Genomic DNA, 16,071 nt, shown 5'->3' on the forward strand with positions numbered 1-16,071 from the left:
TCGGCGGCGATGACCTTCACCACCCGGCCGACGCTGCGCGGCACCTTCGGCATGGTCTCCTCGACGCACTGGCTCGCCAGCCAGTCCGCGATGGGCGTGCTGGAGCGGGGCGGGAACGCCTTCGACGCGGCGGTCGCCGCCGGCTTCGTGCTGCACGTGGTCGAGCCGCACCTCAACGGCCCGGCCGGCGAGGTGCCGGCGATCCTGGCGACCGCTGACGATCCGACCCCGCGGGTGCTCTGCGGTCAGGGCCCGGCCCCGGCCGGCGCGACGGTGGCGCACTTCCGCTCGCTCGGTCTGGACCTCGTGCCCGGTTCCGGCCCGCTCGCCGCCGTGGTGCCCGGCGCGGTGGACGCGTGGCTGCTGTTGCTGCGCGACCACGGCACCCGGTCCCTGGCCGAGGTGCTGGAACCGGCGATCGGCTACGCCACCGCGGGCCATCCGCTCGTGGGCGCGGCCGGGCAGACCGTCGAGCGGGTCCGGGCGCTGTTCACCGAACACTGGCCGACCTCCGCCGAGCTGTGGCTGCGGTACGGCCGGGCGCCGGCGGCGGGGGAGATGGTCACCAATCCGGCGTACGCGCGGACGCTGCGCCGCCTCGTCGATGCCGCCGGCGCGGCCGGCGCGGACCGGGAGGCGCAGATCGAGGCGGCCCGGCGGGCCTGGCGCGAGGGGTTCGTCGCCGACGCGATCGACCGGTTCAGCCGGCTGCCGTTCCGCGACTCCAGCGGCCGGTCGCACGCCGGCCTGGTCACCGGCGCCGACCTGGCCGGCTGGTCGGCGACGTGGGAGGAGCCGGTCACGCTCGACTGGCGCGGTCACACGGTGGCCAAGTCCGGGTTCTGGGGCCAGGGCCCGGTGCTGCTGCAGACGCTGTCGGTGCTGGACGCGCTCGACGATCCCCGGGCGCTCGACCCGTCCACCGTGGACGGCATCCACGCGCAGGCCGAGGCGCTGAAGCTCGCCTTCGCCGACCGCGAGGCCTGGTACGGCGACACCGGCGAGGCGCCGGCGGCGACGCTGCTGTCCCCGGCGTACGCCCGTGAGCGGGCCGCGCTGATCGGTGCGCGGGCCTCGACCGCGCTGCGTCCCGGCAGCCCGGCCGGCGTGTCGCCGCGACTGCCGGCGCACCTGCGCGCGCACGCCGCGCGGCGGGCCGGCCCGCAGGATCCGAGCACCGGCGAACCCACCGTCCGCGCCGACGGCGTGACCCGGGGCGACACCTGCCACGTCGATGTGGTCGACCGGTGGGGCAACATCATCTCGGCCACCCCGAGCGGTGGCTGGCTGCAGAGTTCGCCCGCCATCCCCGAGCTGGGCTTCCCGCTGGGCAGCCGGTTGCAGATGTGCTGGCTGGAGGAGGGGCTCGCCTCGACGCTGACGCCGGGCCGGCGCCCGCGCACCACGTTGAGCCCGACCCTGGTGCTGCGCGACGGCGAGCCGGTCCTGGCCTGCGGCACGCCCGGCGGCGACCAGCAGGACCAGTGGCAGCTGCTGTTCCTGCTGCGCCACCTGGTCGGCGGGCAGGAACTGCAGGAGGCGATCGACGCGCCGGCGTGGCACACCACCAGCCTGCCCGCGTCGTTCTACCCGCGTGAGGTGGAGCCGGGCGTGCTGGTGGTCGAGGACCGTCTCGACCCGGACGTGCTCGCGGCGCTGGGCGCGAAGGGGCACACCGTGCGCCGGTCGGATCCGTGGAGCCTGGGTCGCCTCTGCGCCGTCGCCCGTGACCCCCGGAACGGCGTCCTCTCGGCCGCCGCCAACCCGCGAGGCGCCCAGGGCTACGCCACCGGCCGCTGATCCGGGCCCGGCCGCACGTGCACGTGCTCCCTCGATCGTGGAGTTGTGGCACCTGAACAAAGCCACGTGACGGACATCCGAGGCGCCACAAGTCCACGATCGGCGAGGCCGTGATCGCGGGGCGGGGGCGGGGTGTCGGGGCGGTGGATCCCTGCTGGTTCTCAGGCGCCGCTGGGCCGTCGCAGGGTCATCGACTGGAACCGGTAGCCGCGACCGGTGTCGACCGGATGGAAGTCCACGACGTCGAACCGCGCGGCGGCGGCAAAGCCGAGCAACTGGTCGTCAGTTCGCCACGAGAAGAAGCGCGGCGGCACGTGCTGGTCATCGTCGATAGGGCCCTCGGTGCTCTCGCCGCCGCCGTACACCCCGACAAAGAGAAGTCCACCAGGGCGCAGGACGGCCCGGATGGCGGCCAGGACCGCAGGTAGATCGTGGTTGGGTACGTGCAGCAGGCAGTTCATCGCGAACACCGCGTCGAAGGAGTCGGGCGGGAAGTCCAGGTGCAGAAAGTCCATCACGTGGGCCTCGATGCCCTTGGCTCGGCAGTGCTCGACCATCACCGGCGACAGGTCGGCCGCGACTACGGGAAGGCCCTCCTGGCGGAAGAAGACGCTGTCCTGCCCGGTGCCCGCGCCGACCTCCAGCAGCCGCGCACCTGATGCCAGACGGTCCCGGAACGCCTGACGCTCCGCCACCTTCCACGGTTCCTTGGTCAACCCGTCGCGCCATGCCGCGCGGGCGTCGTACGCCTGGCGCAGCGGGTCGAGAACCTCGTCATATCGGACGTTCATGTCGATGATTATCCGCGCACGCAGGGGGGCCGGTGCCGACCGCCGCGACCGTGGCCGTCACCTGCGCCACGGGTCAGCCGTCGATCCGGGTGATGTTGCGGATCTTGTTGGCCGCGTCCAGCGCCGCCACCTTGTACGCCTCGGCCAGCGTCGGGTAGTTGAACACCGCGTCGAGCAGGTAGTCGACGGTGCCGCCGCAACCCATCACGGCCTGCCCGATGTGGACGATCTCGGTGGCGCCGGTGCCGAACACGTGCACCCCGAGCAACCGCCCGTCCTCCGGCGAGACGAGCAGCTTCAGCATGCCGTACGAGTCGCCGACGATCTGTCCGCGGGCCAGTTCCCGGTAGCGGGCGATGCCCACCTCGAACGGGGTGGACGCCTCGGTCAGCTCCTCCTCGGTCTTCCCGACGAAGCTGATCTCCGGGATGGTGTAGATGCCGATCGGTTGCAGCTCCGACATGGTGCGCGCCGGTTCGCCGCACGCGTGCTGCGCGGCCAGCCGGCCCTGCTCCATCGAGGTCGACGCCAGCGCCGGGAAGCCGATCACGTCGCCGACGGCGTAGATGGTGTCGACCGCGGTGCGGTAGCTGGGGTCGACCGGGATCCGGCCCCGGTGGTCGGCGGTGAGACCGGCCGCCTCCAGCGCCAGGTCGTCGGTCTGCCCCTGGCGTCCGGCGGAGTACATCACCGTGTCGGCCACGATCTTCTTGCCGCTGCGCAGGACGCAGAGCGCGGCGGTGCGGTGCTTCTCCACGGCCGCCACCTCCTCGCCGAAGCGGAAGGTCACCGACAGGTCGCGCAGGTGGTACTTGAGCGACTCGACGATCTCCTCGTCGCAGAAGTCGAGCATCCGGTCGCGGCGTTCCACCACCGTCACCTTGGTGCCCAGCGCGGCGAACAGCGAGGCGTACTCCATCCCGATCACGCCGGCGCCGACCACGACCATGCTGCGGGGCACGGCCTGGAGGTTGATGACGCCGTCGGAGTCGACGATCGTCCGGTCGTCGAAGTCGACGCTGTCCGGGCGGGCCGGCCGGGTGCCGGCGGCGATGACCGCCTTGTCGAAGCTGACCCGGGTCTCCCGACCGGAGCCGGCGTCGACCCAGACCGCGTGCGGGTCGGCGAACCGGCCCGTACCGGTGATCATCGCGACCCGGTTGCGGGCCAGTTGGTTGCGGATCACGTCGGTCTGCCGGGTGATCACGTGCTGGGTGCGGGCGGCCAGGTCGGCGACGGTGATGTCCTCCTTGACCCGGTAACTGCTGCCGTAGAGGTCACGCTGGCTGAGCCCGGTCAGGTAGAGGACGGCCTCGCGCAGCGTCTTGGACGGCACGGTGCCGGTGTTGATGCAGACGCCGCCGAGCATGTCGCGGCGGTCGACGATGGCGACCCGCCGGCCCAGCTTGGCCGCGGCGATCGCCGCCTTCTGTCCACTCGGTCCTGAGCCCAGCACCAACAGGTCGTAGTCGTACACGACAGTCAGCGTCGCAGGATGTCCGGCCGGGCGCCAGCCGACGACGGCCCCCACGGAAGTGGATCACTGCCGTATGGTGCGCTGATGCGCCGCCCCGTACCCCTGATCCTGCTCCTCGGACCGCTGCTCGTCGCCGGCTGCACCACCGATCCCGCCGCCCCGGCCGCGACCCCGTCCGCCCCCGCCGCCACGCCGAGCCCGACCGTCGCCGCCGTCGACTACACCGCCTGGCAGGCCGGGCGGTCCACCCCGGTGGCCGACCCGGTCTATCCCGCCCGGGGCACCGACGCGGTGGACGTCCTGCACTACGACCTGGCCCTGGAATGGGCCCCGTCGACCACCACCCTCACCGGCACCGCCACCCTGCGGATCCGGCCGGTGAAGGACGCGTCGAACCTCGTCCTCGACTTCATGCCCTACCAGCTCGACGGCGTGACGCTGGACGGCGCGACGGTCCCCGGGGCGGTGGCGAAGGAGAAGCTGACCGTGTCCGCCCCGGTCGTCGCGGACCAGCCGGTGACGCTGGTGGTGACCTACCGCGGCAGGCCGCGGACGACGCCGATGCCGTCGCACCGCAAGGACACCGAGGCCCTGGGTCTCACCCTCACCAAGGAGGGCGGCCTCTGGACCATGCAGGAGCCGTTCGGGGCGTTCACCTGGTACCCGGCCAACGACCAGCCCTCCGACGAGGCGCTCTACGACATCCGGGTGACCGTGCCCGCGGGCTGGTCCGCGATCGCCAGCGGCACCCCCGCCGGGCAGTCCGGCACCACGTTCACCTACCGCAGCACCGACCCGGTGGCGACCTACCTGACCACGCTCGCGGTCGGGAAATACCAGAAGCTGACCGCCACGGGCCCGCGCGGCGTGCCGCTGACCTTCTGGTACCGCAAGGGCGCCGACGACAAGCTGCTGCCGTACCTGAAGAAGTCCCCGCAGTACCTGGCGTGGCTGGAGAAGAAGTTCGGCCCCTACCCGTTCCCCTCCGGCGGCGTGGTGGTGGTGGACTCGGCGTCGGGCATGGAGACCCAGCAGATGATCACGATGGGCCGCAAGATCGAGAACACCAGGGCCCGCCGCGACCGCTGGGGCAGCGACCTGCTGCACGAGTACACCCACCAGTGGTTCGGCAACTCCGTCACGCCGACCACCTGGACCGACCTGTGGTTGAACGAGGGCTGGGCGAAGTACGCCCAGGACCTCTACACCCAGGAGACGCTGAAGCTCAGCGAGGCCAGCCTGGACCGGTACCTGCGCGAGGGCGACGCCGTCCTGCGCAAGAAGCTCGGTCCGCCCGGCCGGCCCGACCCGAAGCGGTTCGCCGAGGGCAACGTCTACCTCTGCCCGGCGGCGATGCTCCGCGAGATCCACCGCGAGGTGGGCGACAAGGCGTTCTTCGCGCTGGCCCGCGCCTGGGTGCAGGACCAGCGCAACACCCAGCAGGACCGCGCGTCGTTCATCGCCTTCGTCAACAAGCAGACCGGCCGCGACTTCACCGCGCTGATCAACGCCTGGCTGGACTCGAAGACCACGCCGAAGAAGATCGCCGTCGGCTGACCTCCGCGCGGGGCCCCGTCGGGTCGACGGGGCCCCGCGTCGCTTCTTTCAGCGGCCCTGGAGCGCGCGGACGTTGTCGCCGAACGTCCAGCCCTTCGAGCCGTCCCAGTTGATCGACCAGGTCATCAGCCCCTTGAGTCGGCCCTGGTAGGTGTTCCACGCCTGGCCGACCAGGGCCGGGCCCATATAGCCGCCGCCGGCGCCGGTCTGCGCGGGCAGCCCGGGAACCTGCCGGTCCAGCGGCACCCGGATGGTGGTGCCCTGCACGACGAGGCCGGCGTCGAGGCAGTTGGTCTGGGCCACGAAACCGGCCACGGTGCCGGCCGGGTACGAGTCGCCGGCGCAGCCGTACATCGAGCCGTTGTAGTACTGCATGTTCAGCCACCAGAGCCGGCCGTTGTCCGCGTACTTCTTCACGATCGGCAGGTACGCGCCCCAGATCGAGCCGTAGGTGACGCTGCCGCCGGTGACGTACGCGGTCTCCGGAGCCATGGTGAGCCCGAAGCCGGCCGGCATCTGGGCCAGCACCCCGTCGATGATCCGGATCAGGTTGGCCTGCGAGGGCGAGAGCTGGGTGATGCTCCCGCTGCCGGTCAGCCCGGTCTCGATGTCGATGTCGATGCCGTCGAAGTTGTGGCGCTTGAGGATCGGCACCACGGTGGCGACGAACCGGTCGGCGACCGCGGCGGAGCTGAGGTCGATGCCGGCGGCGGCCCCGCCGATGGACAGCAGCACGGTCAGCCCGGCGGCCTTGGCCTGGCACACCTGCGCCGGGGTGGGCACCTTCACCCCGGCGTCCATGCCGTCCTCCCAGAGCACGGTGCCGTCGGCGCGGATCACCGGGAACGCCGTGGTCACCACGTTGTAGCCGTGCCCGGGGATCCGGGAGTCGGTGATCGGGATCCAGCCGAGCCCGGGGTGCACGCCGTTGGCCGCGCCGTCCCAGTTCTCCCAGTAGCCCTGCAGCACCTTGCCGGTCGGCCGGGACTTCAGCGCGCAGGTGTCACCACCCGGCGAGGTCGGGCTGGGCGTGGCGGTCGGCGTGGGCGTGGGGGTCGGCGTCCGGGTGGGGGAGGGGGAGGCCGTGGGGGTGGGCGACGGGGTGCCGCCGGTGCAGGCGCCGAGATCGGTCCAGAGCGCCGGCACCGCGGCCGGGGTCCAGCCGGCGCCGACCGGCGGGGTGTGCGTCACCAGCGCCTGGTAGAGCCGCCCGCCGTAGCCGGCCCGGCCGCCGGCGGTCCAGGTGACACCCTCGGCCCAGGCCGGCGCGTCGCACGCCACCAGCGCGCTCCCGGCGCCGGCGAGCGTGGTGCCGGTGGGCGTGGCGCCGGCGGTGGCCGGCAGGGCGGCGGTGGCGGCGAGCAGCGCGACGCCACCGAGTAGCGCGGTCATCCCGCGTCCGAGTCGCATGACATACCTCCTCATCGATGCGCCGGAGGCTATCAGTTAACTTTGTTAAGTGTAAATGCGCAGTAGTCTGTCACCACTTGGTTCACGGCGTGAATGCAGGTCGCCAGCGGGCGGCCGGGGGAAGGACGGCGGCGGACGTGGACGCCAGACGCACCACGGTGCGCGACATGCGCCGGGCCAACCGGTCGGTCCTGCTCACCCGGATCTGGCTGGACGGCCCGCTCAGCCGGCACGAGCTGGGCCAGTCGACCGCGCTGAGCCTGGCCAGTGTGAGCAACCTGGTCGGCGAGATGATCGGCGAGGGACTGGTCGAGGAGGCCGGCTCGGTCGAGTCCGACGGCGGCCGGCCCCGGGTGCTGCTGCGCGTGGCCCCCGGCTACGGCTACCTGGTCGGCGCCGACGTGGGCGAGACCCGGGTGCAGGTCGAGCTGTTCGACCTGGCCATGACCGCGTTGGCCAAGGCCGAGTACCCGATCGCCGCCGCCGAGCCCGACCCGCGCCAGGTCGCCACGCACCTGCTGCACGGCCTCGCCGCGGTGACCGAACAGGCCGGTGTCGACCCGACCGCCGTGCTCGGCTTCGGGGTCGCCGTGGCCGGCACGGTCGAGCGCACCGCCGACGCCGTGGTGCACGCGCAGACCCTCGGCTGGGACGGCGTCCCGCTCGGCGCGATGCTGCGCGCCGGCACCGACGTCCCGGTGCACGTCGACAACGGCGCGAAGACGCTCGGGCAGGCCGAGATGTGGTTCGGCGCGGGCCGGGGCGTCCGGCACGCCGTGGTCGCCCTGGTCGGCTCCGGCGTGGGCGCGTGCGTGGTCGCCGACGGCGTCGGCTACCGCGGCGCGCACAGCAGCGCCGGCGAGTGGGGCCACACCACCATCGTGTACGGGGGGCGCCGCTGCCGGTGCGGCAACCTCGGCTGCCTCGAGGCGTACGTCGGGGCGGAGGGGGTGCTCGACCGGTTCCGGCAGGCCAACCGGGGTCGACCGGCGGCCGGCGGTGACGAGGAGACCGCCTTCGGCGAGCTGCTGCGCGCCACCGGCCGCACCGCCGCGACGGTGATCGACGAGACGGTCGGCTACCTCGGCGCCGGGGTGGCGAACCTGGTGAACCTGTTCAACCCGGAGCGGGTGGTGCTCGGCGGCTGGGCCGGGCTCGCGCTGGGCGAGCGGCACCTGCCGGCGATCCGCGAGGCCACCGCGCGGCACGCGCTGCGCCAGCCGTACGCCCAGACCTCGATCGAGCTGTGCCGGCTCGGACCGGACGCGGTCGCGATGGGCGCGGCCACCCTGCCGATGGCCCGGCTGCTGCGCGAGGGCGGTGTGCCCCGCGAGCCGGCGGTCCGCCCGGCCCGGGTCACGCGGGGCCGCTGAGCGGCCGGGCCGGCATCGCCGCCGAGCGGCCGGCCCGGCGCTGCCGCCGGCCCGGCCGCTCGGGTCAGGAGGGCAGCGTCCACTTCTGGTTGGCCCCGCCGGTGCAGCTCCAGATCTGCGTCTTCGCCCCGTCGGCGGAGGTGTTGCCGGTGACGTCGAGGCACTTGTTCGCCTGCGGGTTGACCAGGTCCCGGCCGGCGGTCCAGGTCCACTGCTGCGCGGCGCTGCCGTTGCAGGTCCACAGCTGCACCCGGGTGCCGTCGGCGGTGCCCCCGCCGGCCACGTCCAGGCACTTGCCGAGCGCGCGCAGCGTGCCGTCGGCGGCGCGGGTCCACTGCTGGTTGGCGCCGCCGAAGCAGCCCCAGATCTGCACCGGGGTGCCGTCGGCGCTGGCGTTGTCGGTCACGTCCAGGCACTTGCCGCCGATGCCGGTGACCAGGCCGGTCGCCGATCCGCCGCCGCCGGACTGCGGGCCGGACCAGGTGAAGGTGGCGGTGGTGCGGGCCGGCAGCGTGTAGGTGAACGACTGCCCGCCCCACACCACGCGCACCGACTGGGCCGACGTGCCGCCGTTGTGCGCGAGCAGCGCCTTGGAGCCGTCCGGGTTGCGGTAGGCGACGTTCGGCACGGTGCCGTTGGCGGTGGAGTCGATCCGGGTCGCGCCGGGCCGGACGAACTTGGTCAGGTGCCCGGTGGTGTAGTACTCGATGGTGTAGTCGACCTGGCCGGCCCGGGCGCCGCCCTCCTGCACGGTGATCAGCCCGGTGCAGGTGCCGCAGCCGCCGTTGTGCGGGCCCATGTTCTGGTTGACCGCCAGGCTCCACTTCACCACGCTGCGGCTCCAGTTCCGCGCGTAGGTGACGATGTCGGCCATGTCCTCGTTGTGCTGGTTGGTGATCCAGGTGCCGCCGGAGTGCTCGGTGCTGAACTGCGGCACCGCCGGATACTGGCCGCGTACCTGGCTGCCGACGGCCGGGTCACCGAAGTAGCCGTGCCAGGCGATGCCGCCGAAGAGCGGGTCGGTCCGTACCGCGCTGTCGGCCAGCAGGCCGGAGCCGATGGTGTTGTAGTCGCCGTAGTTCCAGTCGTGCACCAGCACCTTGGTGGTGATCCCGGCGGCCCGGAACGCCGGGTAGACGAAGTTCTTGGTCAGCTCGGCCAGGCCGGAGGCGTTCCAGCTCATGCCCGGGTAGTCCATCGCGGTGGGGTTGCCGGCCTGGCAGCAGTTCGGCTCGTTCTGCACCGACAGGTAGTCGACAGTGACGCCGCGCGCCGCGTACGCCTGGATCGTGCGGACCAGGTACTGCGCGTAGGTGGCGTAGTGCTCCCACTTCAGCCAGCCCATCTGGTCCATCCGGCCGTTGTCCTTCATCCAGCCGGGCGCGCTCCACGGCACCACCATCACCCGCAGCGCCGGGTTGAGCTGCCGGGCCTGCGCGGTCAGCAGCTCGACGTTCGTGTCGTAGCCGTTGGCGCCGAAGTCGCCGAGGTCGCAGCAGGTGTCGTCGAGCGAGACGTGGCCGGGGCGGGACAGGTCGGACGCGCCGATCGGGTTGCGCACGAAGGACAGCCCGATGCCGTCGGTGGGGCTGAACAGCTTGCGCATCACCGCGTCCCGGGTGGCGGCGCTGACCGGCCCGCCGCGCAGCAGGTACGCGGTGGTGTCGGTGATGGACGCCCCGGCGCCCTCGAACGGCTGGTACCTGGTGTTCTCGTCGACGGTGACGGTGTGCGTGGCGCCGGGGCTGGTGGCGGCGAAGGCCAGCGGGCTCTGCTGTTGCAGACCCCGGGTGACCGTCCGGCCGCCGGAGTCGGAGGTGGTGGTGAGCCAGACGTCGACCCGTTCGCCGGCGGCGTGCGCGGGGGCGGCGGGGACGGCGGTGGCGAGGCCGGCGGTGAGGCAGAGCGTCAGGGCGGCGCGGCCGGCGAGACGTGCGACGGTGGTGGGGGACACGGATGCTCCTTCCGGATCAATCGACATCCGCGAATGAGAAAACCGCTCGCACCCGGCTTATGTCAAGGCATGAAAAAAGCGGCCAGACCTGCCTCCGGACGCGTCGGGGCGGCCGCCCGGGACATCTCCCGCGCGACCGCCCGCGGTCGTCGGCTCAGCGCTGCCCGCGCACCCGCCGGACCGTGTCGCGATACCACAGCGCGCTGCGCTTCGGGGTGCGGCGCTGCGTCTCGTAGTCCACCCGGACGATGCCGAACCGCTTGTCGTATCCGTACGCCCACTCGAAGTTGTCCAGCAGCGACCAGGCGAAGTAGCCGCGCAGGTCCGCGCCCGCCTGCCGGGCCCGGGCCACCGCCCGCAGGTGCTCGGTCAGGTAGTCGACCCGGTCGTCGTCGGCCACGAATCCCTCGGCGTCCGGCTTGTCGTCGAACGCCGCCCCGTTCTCGGTGATCACCATGGGCACGCCCGGGTAGTCGCGGTGCAGTCGCACCAGCAGGTCGGTGAACGACTCCGGCACGATCTCCCAGTCCATCGCCGTGCGCGGCAGGTCCCGGCGGACCACCCGGCGCACCGGCCGGCCGTCGTCGTCGCGCTCCCGGCCCTGCTCGTCCACCCCGGAGTGCAGCTGCCCGAAGTAGTAGTTCACCCCGAGCACGTCGATCGGGGTGGCGATGACCTCCAGGTCGCCGTCCTGCACCGGGATCCGCACCCCCTCGGCGGCCAGGTCGGCCACCACGTCCTGCGGGTACTCACCGCGCAGCACCGGGTCCAGGTAGAGCCGGTTGCCCAGCCCGTCCGCCGCCCGCGCGGCGTCCCGGTCGGCCGCGCTGTCGGTCGCCGGGTCGGCCGTCGACAGGTTCACGGTCAGGCCCAGCTCGATCGGCGACTGCGCCGCCGCCCGCAGCCGCCGCGTCGCCAGCCCGTGCCCGAGCAGCAGGTGGTGCGCGGCGGCGATGCCGTCGCCCAGGTTCCGCCGGCCGGGGGCGTGGTCGCCGTAGGCGTAGCCGAGCATGGCCGAGCACCACGGCTCGTTCAGCGTGGTCCAGGTGCGGACCCGGTCGCCGAGCGCGGCGAAGACCAGCTCCGCGTAGTCGGCGAACCGGTAGGCGGTGTCCCGGTTCGGCCAGCCGCCGGCGTCCTCCAGCTCCTGCGGCAGGTCCCAGTGGTAGAGCGTCACCCACGGGTCGACGCCGCGGCCGAGCAGCTCGTCCACCAGCCGGTCGTAGAAGGCCAGCCCGGCCGGGTTGGCCGGGCCGCGCCCGCCCGGTTGCACCCGCGGCCAGGCCACCGAGAACCGGTAGGTGTCCAGCCCCAGGTCGGCGATGAGCGCGACGTCCTCGGGCATCCGGTGGTAGTGGTCGCAGGCCACGTCGCCGTGGTCGCCGTTGGCCACCGCCCCGGGGACCCGGCAGAAGGTGTCCCAGATCGACGGAGTGCGGCCGTCCTCGGCCACCGCGCCCTCGATCTGGTACGACGACGTCGCCACCCCCCACCGGAAGGTCGGCGGCAGCGTGTCGATCGGGTCGACCTGTTCGACGCGGGGACGGGTGAGGTCGGTGTCCATGGTTCTCCTCGCGGGTAGCGGGTGGGCTCGGGCGGGTCAGCGGGACAGGGGCGCGACGGCCGGGTGCAGCCAGCACGCGACAGCCCGGGTCGGGTCGTCGACGCCGGGCGGGCCCAGCACCGGCAGGCGTTCGTCGCACGGGTCGAAGGCTCTCGGGCAGCGGGGGTGGAACGCGCACCCCGACGGCATGGCGCGCAGGTCCGGCGGGGAGCCGGGGATGCCGGTCAGCTCCCGGCGCGGCCCGCGCAACGCCGGGAACGAGTGCAGCAACCCCTCGGTGTACGGGTGCAGCGGCTCGGCGTACAGCCGGGCGGCGGGCGCCTCCTCGACGATCCGGCCGCCGTACATGATGGCGATCCGGTCGGAGAACTCCACCAGCAGCGACAGGTCGTGGGTGATGAACAGCACCGCGAAGCCGAGCCGGTCGCGCAGCTCGGCGAGCTGGCCGAGGATCTGCCGCTGCATCACCACGTCCAGCGCGGTGGTCGGCTCGTCCATGATGACCACCTGCGGCTCCAGCGCCAGCGCCATCGCGATCATGACGCGCTGCCGCATGCCGCCGGAGAGCTGGTGCGGGTAGCTGTCCAGCCGGTCGGCGGCGATGCCGACCAGCCGCAGCAGCTCCTTCGCGCGGGCCAGCCGGCTCGCCGCGGTGCTCTTCGGCTCGTGCGCCCGGATCACGTCGAACAGTTGGGTGGAGACCTTGTGCACCGGGTTCAGCGAGTTCATCGCGCCCTGGAACACGATCGACGTCTCCGCCCACCGGAACTCGCGCAGCCGGGCCGGGCTGAGCGTCAGCACGTCCACCGGCGGCCCGTCGGCCGGGTGGTAGACGACCTGGCCGCCGCTGACCACGCCCGGCGGGGGCAGCAGCCGGGTCAGCCCGTACGCCAGGGTGGACTTGCCGCTGCCGCTCTCCCCGGCCAGGCCGAGCACCTCACCCCGGTGCAGCGTCAGGTCGACGTCGCGGACCGCCCGCACCGCCTCCGCGCCGACGCCGTAGTCGACGCACAACCCGCGGACCTCCAGCACCTTGTCGTTCATGGGGCGACGTCCTTCCGGGTGTCCTGCATCGGAACGGGGGCCGGCTTCGGGGCCAGCACCGGGGTGAACCCGACGCGCATCCGGACCGTGCGGCCGTCGGCGGTGCGGATCCGGGTCCGGCCGCCGGTGCGCAGGCGGGGGCTGACGAACTCGTCGATGCCGAAGTTGATCAGCGCGAGCGCGGTGCCGAGCAGCGCGATGGCCAGCCCGGCCGGCACGAACCACCACCACGCGCCCTGGGCGAGCGCCTGCTGGCCCTGCGCCCAGAACAGGATGGTGCCCCAGTTCCAGGAGCTGACCGACGAGATGCCGATGAACGCCAGGGTGATCTCCGACATCACCGCGAAGATCACGGTGCCGACGAAGCCGGAGGCGATGATCGCGGTCAGGTTGGGCAGGATCTCGAACCCGATGATCCGCCAGGTCCGCTCGCCGGTGGCCCGGGCCGCCTCGACGTAGTCGCGGCGGCGCAACGACAGTGTCTGGGCGCGCAGCACCCGGGCGCCCCACGCCCACGAGGTGAGCCCGATGATCAACGCGACCAGCAGCTCACCGGCCTGGTCGACCAGCGACGCCACGATGATGATCAGCGGCAGCGCGGGGATCACCAGGAACACGTTGGACAGGGCGGACAGGCTCTCGTCGGCCGCGCCGCCCAGGTAGCCGGCGGTCACGCCGATGAGGACGGACAGGATCGTGGCCAGCACGCCGGCGATCAGGCCCACCACGACCACGCTGCGCGCGCCGACCAGGATCTGGCTGAAGATGTCCTGCCCGAGGTGGGTGGTGCCGAACCAGTGCCGGGCCGACGGCGCCTGGAGCACGTCGACGCTGCGCGCGTCCGGGTCGTACGGCGCGATCCACGGCCCGATGACCGCCAGCAGCGCGTACCCGGCCAGGATGGCCAGGCCGGTGGCGGCCTTGGCGTTGGCGACGAAGCGGAACCGGCGGCGCCGGGCCCGGGCCGACGGCTGCGCCATCGCCCCCTGGCTGGGGATGACCTGCTCGATGCTCGACGGGGATAGTGTCATCGCTCAGCTCTTTCGGGTCCGCGGGTCGAGGAGCAGGTACGCGACGTCGGCGAGCAGGTTCGCCACCAGCACCGAGATGGTGATGATGAGGAAGATGCCCTGCATGAGCGGGTAGTCCTTGCTGCCGACGGCCTGGAAGAGCTGGAACCCCAGGCCCGGGTAGGAGAAGACGATCTCCACGAGCAGCGTGCCGCCGACGATGAAGCCGAGCGACAGCGCGAAGCCGGAGACGTTGGGCAGCAGCGCGTTGCGGGCGGCGTAGCTGAGCGCCACCCGGCGCTCGGAGAGGCCCTTGGCGTGCGCGACGGTGATGTAGTCCTCGCTGGAGACGGTGACCATCATGTTGCGCATGCTGAGGATCCAGCCGCTCATCGAGGAGACCAGGATGGTCGCCGCGGGCAGGATGCTGTGCTGCAGCGCGCTGGGGATGAAGTACGCGTCGAACGCCGGCACCAGGCCCGGCTCGTAGCCGCCGGAGGAGGGGAAGAAGCTGCCCGGGCCGGCGAACAGCGCGATCGCCACCAGGCCCAGCCAGAAGTAGGGGATCGAGGACAGGAACGTGGTGGCCGGCAGCAGCCCGTCGATCCACGAGCCGCGCCGCCAGCCGGCGCCCACGCCGAGCGCGGTGCCGAGCAGGAAGCTGACGATGGTGGTGACACCGACCAGGCCGACGGTCCACGGCAGGCTGTTCCCGATCACCTCGGACACCGGCGCCGGGAAGAAGGTGAACGACAGCCCCAGATCGCCGTGCAGGAGTTGGCCCCAGTAGGCGACGTACTGCTCCCACAGGTTGCGGTCGGAGTCCAGCCCGAACAGCACCCGCAGCGACGCGATCGCGTCGGCGCTGATCCGGCCCTGGTTGCGGGAGATCAGCGACTGCACCGGATCGCCCGGCACCATCCGGGGGATGAAGAAGTTGAGGGTGATCGCCGCCCACGCCGTGAACAGGTAGAAGGCCACCCGTTGCAGCAGGAACCTCATCGGGTCGCCTCCTCGGCCACGCCGTTCTCCGCCGCGACGGTGGCCGGGTCGAACAGCCAGCACGCCGCCCAGTGCCCGGGGCGGTCGTCGACTGGGATCGCGGGCGGCAGCTCGCTGGTGCACCGCGCCATGGCGTGCGGGCAGCGCGGGTGGAACCGGCAGCCGGCGGGCGGGTGGATCAGGCTGGGCGGCTCACCGTGCCCGCGCTCGCCGGCCCCGGTGGCGTCGGCGCCCGCGCCGGTGATCCGTTCCGGGTCCGGCGCGGAGTCGGTCAACAACCGGGTGTACGGGTGGGCCGGCCGCTGGGTGACCGTCTCGCTGTCACCGCCCTCGACCATCCGTCCCGCGTACATGACGATCGTCTCGTCGGCGAAGTAGCGGGCCGAGGCGATGTCGTGGGTGATGTAGAGGATGGCCAGGTTGAGCCGGTCCTTGAGGTCCTGCAACAGGTTGAGCACGCCCAGGCGGATCGACACGTCCAGCATCGACACCGGCTCGTCGGCGAGCAGCACCTCGGGGTTCGCGCCGAGCGCCCGGGCGATGGCGACGCGTTGGCGTTGGCCGCCGGACAGCTCGTGCGGAAACGCGTCGAGGTAGCGCTCCGGCGGGGTGAGGCTGACCCGGGTGAGCAGGTCGGCCAGCGCCCGCTCCAGCCCGTCGGGGCCGGTGCCCGCGTTACCGTGGATGCGCAGCGAGCGGGTGAGGTGGTAACGGACCGTGTGCACCGGGTTCAGCGAGGCGAACGGGTCCTGCAGGATCAGCTGCACCCGGCGCACGTAGGCGCGGAACGGGCGGCCGCCGCGGACCCGGGTCGACGCGCCGTGCAGCCGGATGTCGCCGGCGGTGCGCGGGTAGAGCTGGGCCAGCAGCCGGGCCACCGTGGACTTGCCGGAGCCGGACTCGCCGACCAGCGCGGTCACCCGCCCACGGCGCAGCGCGATGGACACGTCGTCGACGGCGTGCACCACCGTCGGGGTCCGGGAGAGGAGACTGCGCAACCGCCGGCGGACGGGGAAGTGCTTGGTCAGGCCGACGGCCTCCAGCACCACCTCGTCGACCGGCGCCTGGGCGCTCTCGGTCGTCGTCATG

The 16,071-nt window shown here is 72.7% G+C and carries 12 protein-coding genes; 3 read left to right on the forward strand and 9 right to left on the reverse strand.

Annotation, left to right across the window (positions count from 1 at the left end; all coding sequences use genetic code 11):
• Positions 1-9 precede the first annotated feature (9 nt).
• Positions 10-1,800: a gamma-glutamyltransferase family protein gene (locus tag O7600_RS03410; protein WP_281592246.1), complete on the forward strand. Its 1,791-nt coding sequence runs from the start codon at positions 10-12 to the stop codon at positions 1,798-1,800.
• 161 nt (positions 1,801-1,961) lie between these two features.
• Here the strand turns inward: O7600_RS03410 and O7600_RS03415 are convergent, their stop codons facing one another.
• On the reverse strand, positions 1,962-2,600 hold the full coding sequence (locus O7600_RS03415) for a class I SAM-dependent methyltransferase (RefSeq protein WP_281594058.1): 639 nt from the start codon (positions 2,598-2,600) through the stop codon (positions 1,962-1,964).
• A 64-nt stretch (positions 2,601-2,664) separates the two neighbouring features.
• On the reverse strand, positions 2,665-4,068 hold the full coding sequence (gene sthA, locus O7600_RS03420) for a Si-specific NAD(P)(+) transhydrogenase (RefSeq protein WP_281592247.1): 1,404 nt from the start codon (positions 4,066-4,068) through the stop codon (positions 2,665-2,667).
• Between the two features lie 84 nt (positions 4,069-4,152).
• Between sthA and O7600_RS03425 the strand changes: the two genes are divergently transcribed.
• Positions 4,153-5,625: a M1 family metallopeptidase gene (locus tag O7600_RS03425; RefSeq protein WP_281592248.1), complete on the forward strand. Its 1,473-nt coding sequence runs from the start codon at positions 4,153-4,155 to the stop codon at positions 5,623-5,625.
• A 48-nt stretch (positions 5,626-5,673) separates the two neighbouring features.
• On the opposite strand, the gene O7600_RS03430 is transcribed toward O7600_RS03425, so the two are convergent.
• Positions 5,674-7,035, reverse strand: a complete 1,362-nt coding sequence (locus O7600_RS03430; protein ID WP_281592249.1) for a glycosyl hydrolase family 18 protein — start codon at positions 7,033-7,035, stop codon at positions 5,674-5,676.
• A gap of 137 nt (positions 7,036-7,172) precedes the next feature.
• On the opposite strand from O7600_RS03430, the gene O7600_RS03435 reads away from it, so the two are divergent.
• Positions 7,173-8,408 carry an ROK family protein gene (locus O7600_RS03435; protein ID WP_281592250.1) on the forward strand — a complete coding sequence of 412 codons (1,236 nt, stop codon included), beginning with the start codon at positions 7,173-7,175 and terminating at the stop codon, positions 8,406-8,408.
• 64 nt (positions 8,409-8,472) lie between these two features.
• Here O7600_RS03435 and O7600_RS03440 read toward each other — a convergent pair whose 3' ends face one another.
• The 6 genes from O7600_RS03440 to O7600_RS03465 form a co-directional block, all read right to left on the reverse strand.
• Positions 8,473-10,362 carry a ricin-type beta-trefoil lectin domain protein gene (locus tag O7600_RS03440; protein WP_281592251.1) on the reverse strand — a complete coding sequence of 630 codons (1,890 nt, stop codon included), beginning with the start codon at positions 10,360-10,362 and terminating at the stop codon, positions 8,473-8,475.
• 154 nt (positions 10,363-10,516) lie between these two features.
• Positions 10,517-11,926 (reverse strand): GH1 family beta-glucosidase, encoded by a 1,410-nt coding sequence (locus O7600_RS03445; RefSeq protein ID WP_281592252.1) that lies wholly within the window; start codon positions 11,924-11,926, stop codon positions 10,517-10,519.
• A 36-nt stretch (positions 11,927-11,962) separates the two neighbouring features.
• Positions 11,963-12,970, reverse strand: coding sequence for an ABC transporter ATP-binding protein (locus O7600_RS03450; RefSeq protein ID WP_281592253.1), 1,008 nt, complete (start codon positions 12,968-12,970; stop codon positions 11,963-11,965).
• On the reverse strand, positions 12,967-14,001 hold the full coding sequence (locus O7600_RS03455) for an ABC transporter permease (RefSeq protein ID WP_281592254.1): 1,035 nt from the start codon (positions 13,999-14,001) through the stop codon (positions 12,967-12,969). The genes O7600_RS03450 and O7600_RS03455 overlap by 4 nt, the downstream gene beginning before the upstream one ends.
• A gap of 3 nt (positions 14,002-14,004) precedes the next feature.
• Entirely contained in the window at positions 14,005-14,982 is a 978-nt protein-coding gene (locus tag O7600_RS03460) for an ABC transporter permease (RefSeq protein ID WP_281592255.1), read from the reverse strand.
• A complete protein-coding gene (locus tag O7600_RS03465; protein WP_281592256.1) occupies positions 14,979-16,070 on the reverse strand; it encodes an ABC transporter ATP-binding protein in 1,092 nt (363 codons plus the stop codon). The genes O7600_RS03460 and O7600_RS03465 overlap by 4 nt, the downstream gene beginning before the upstream one ends.
• Position 16,071 lies beyond the last annotated feature (1 nt).

The organism is Micromonospora sp. WMMA1998 (assembly GCF_027497375.1).
Classification (GTDB): Bacteria; Actinomycetota; Actinomycetes; order Mycobacteriales; family Micromonosporaceae; genus Micromonospora; species Micromonospora sediminicola.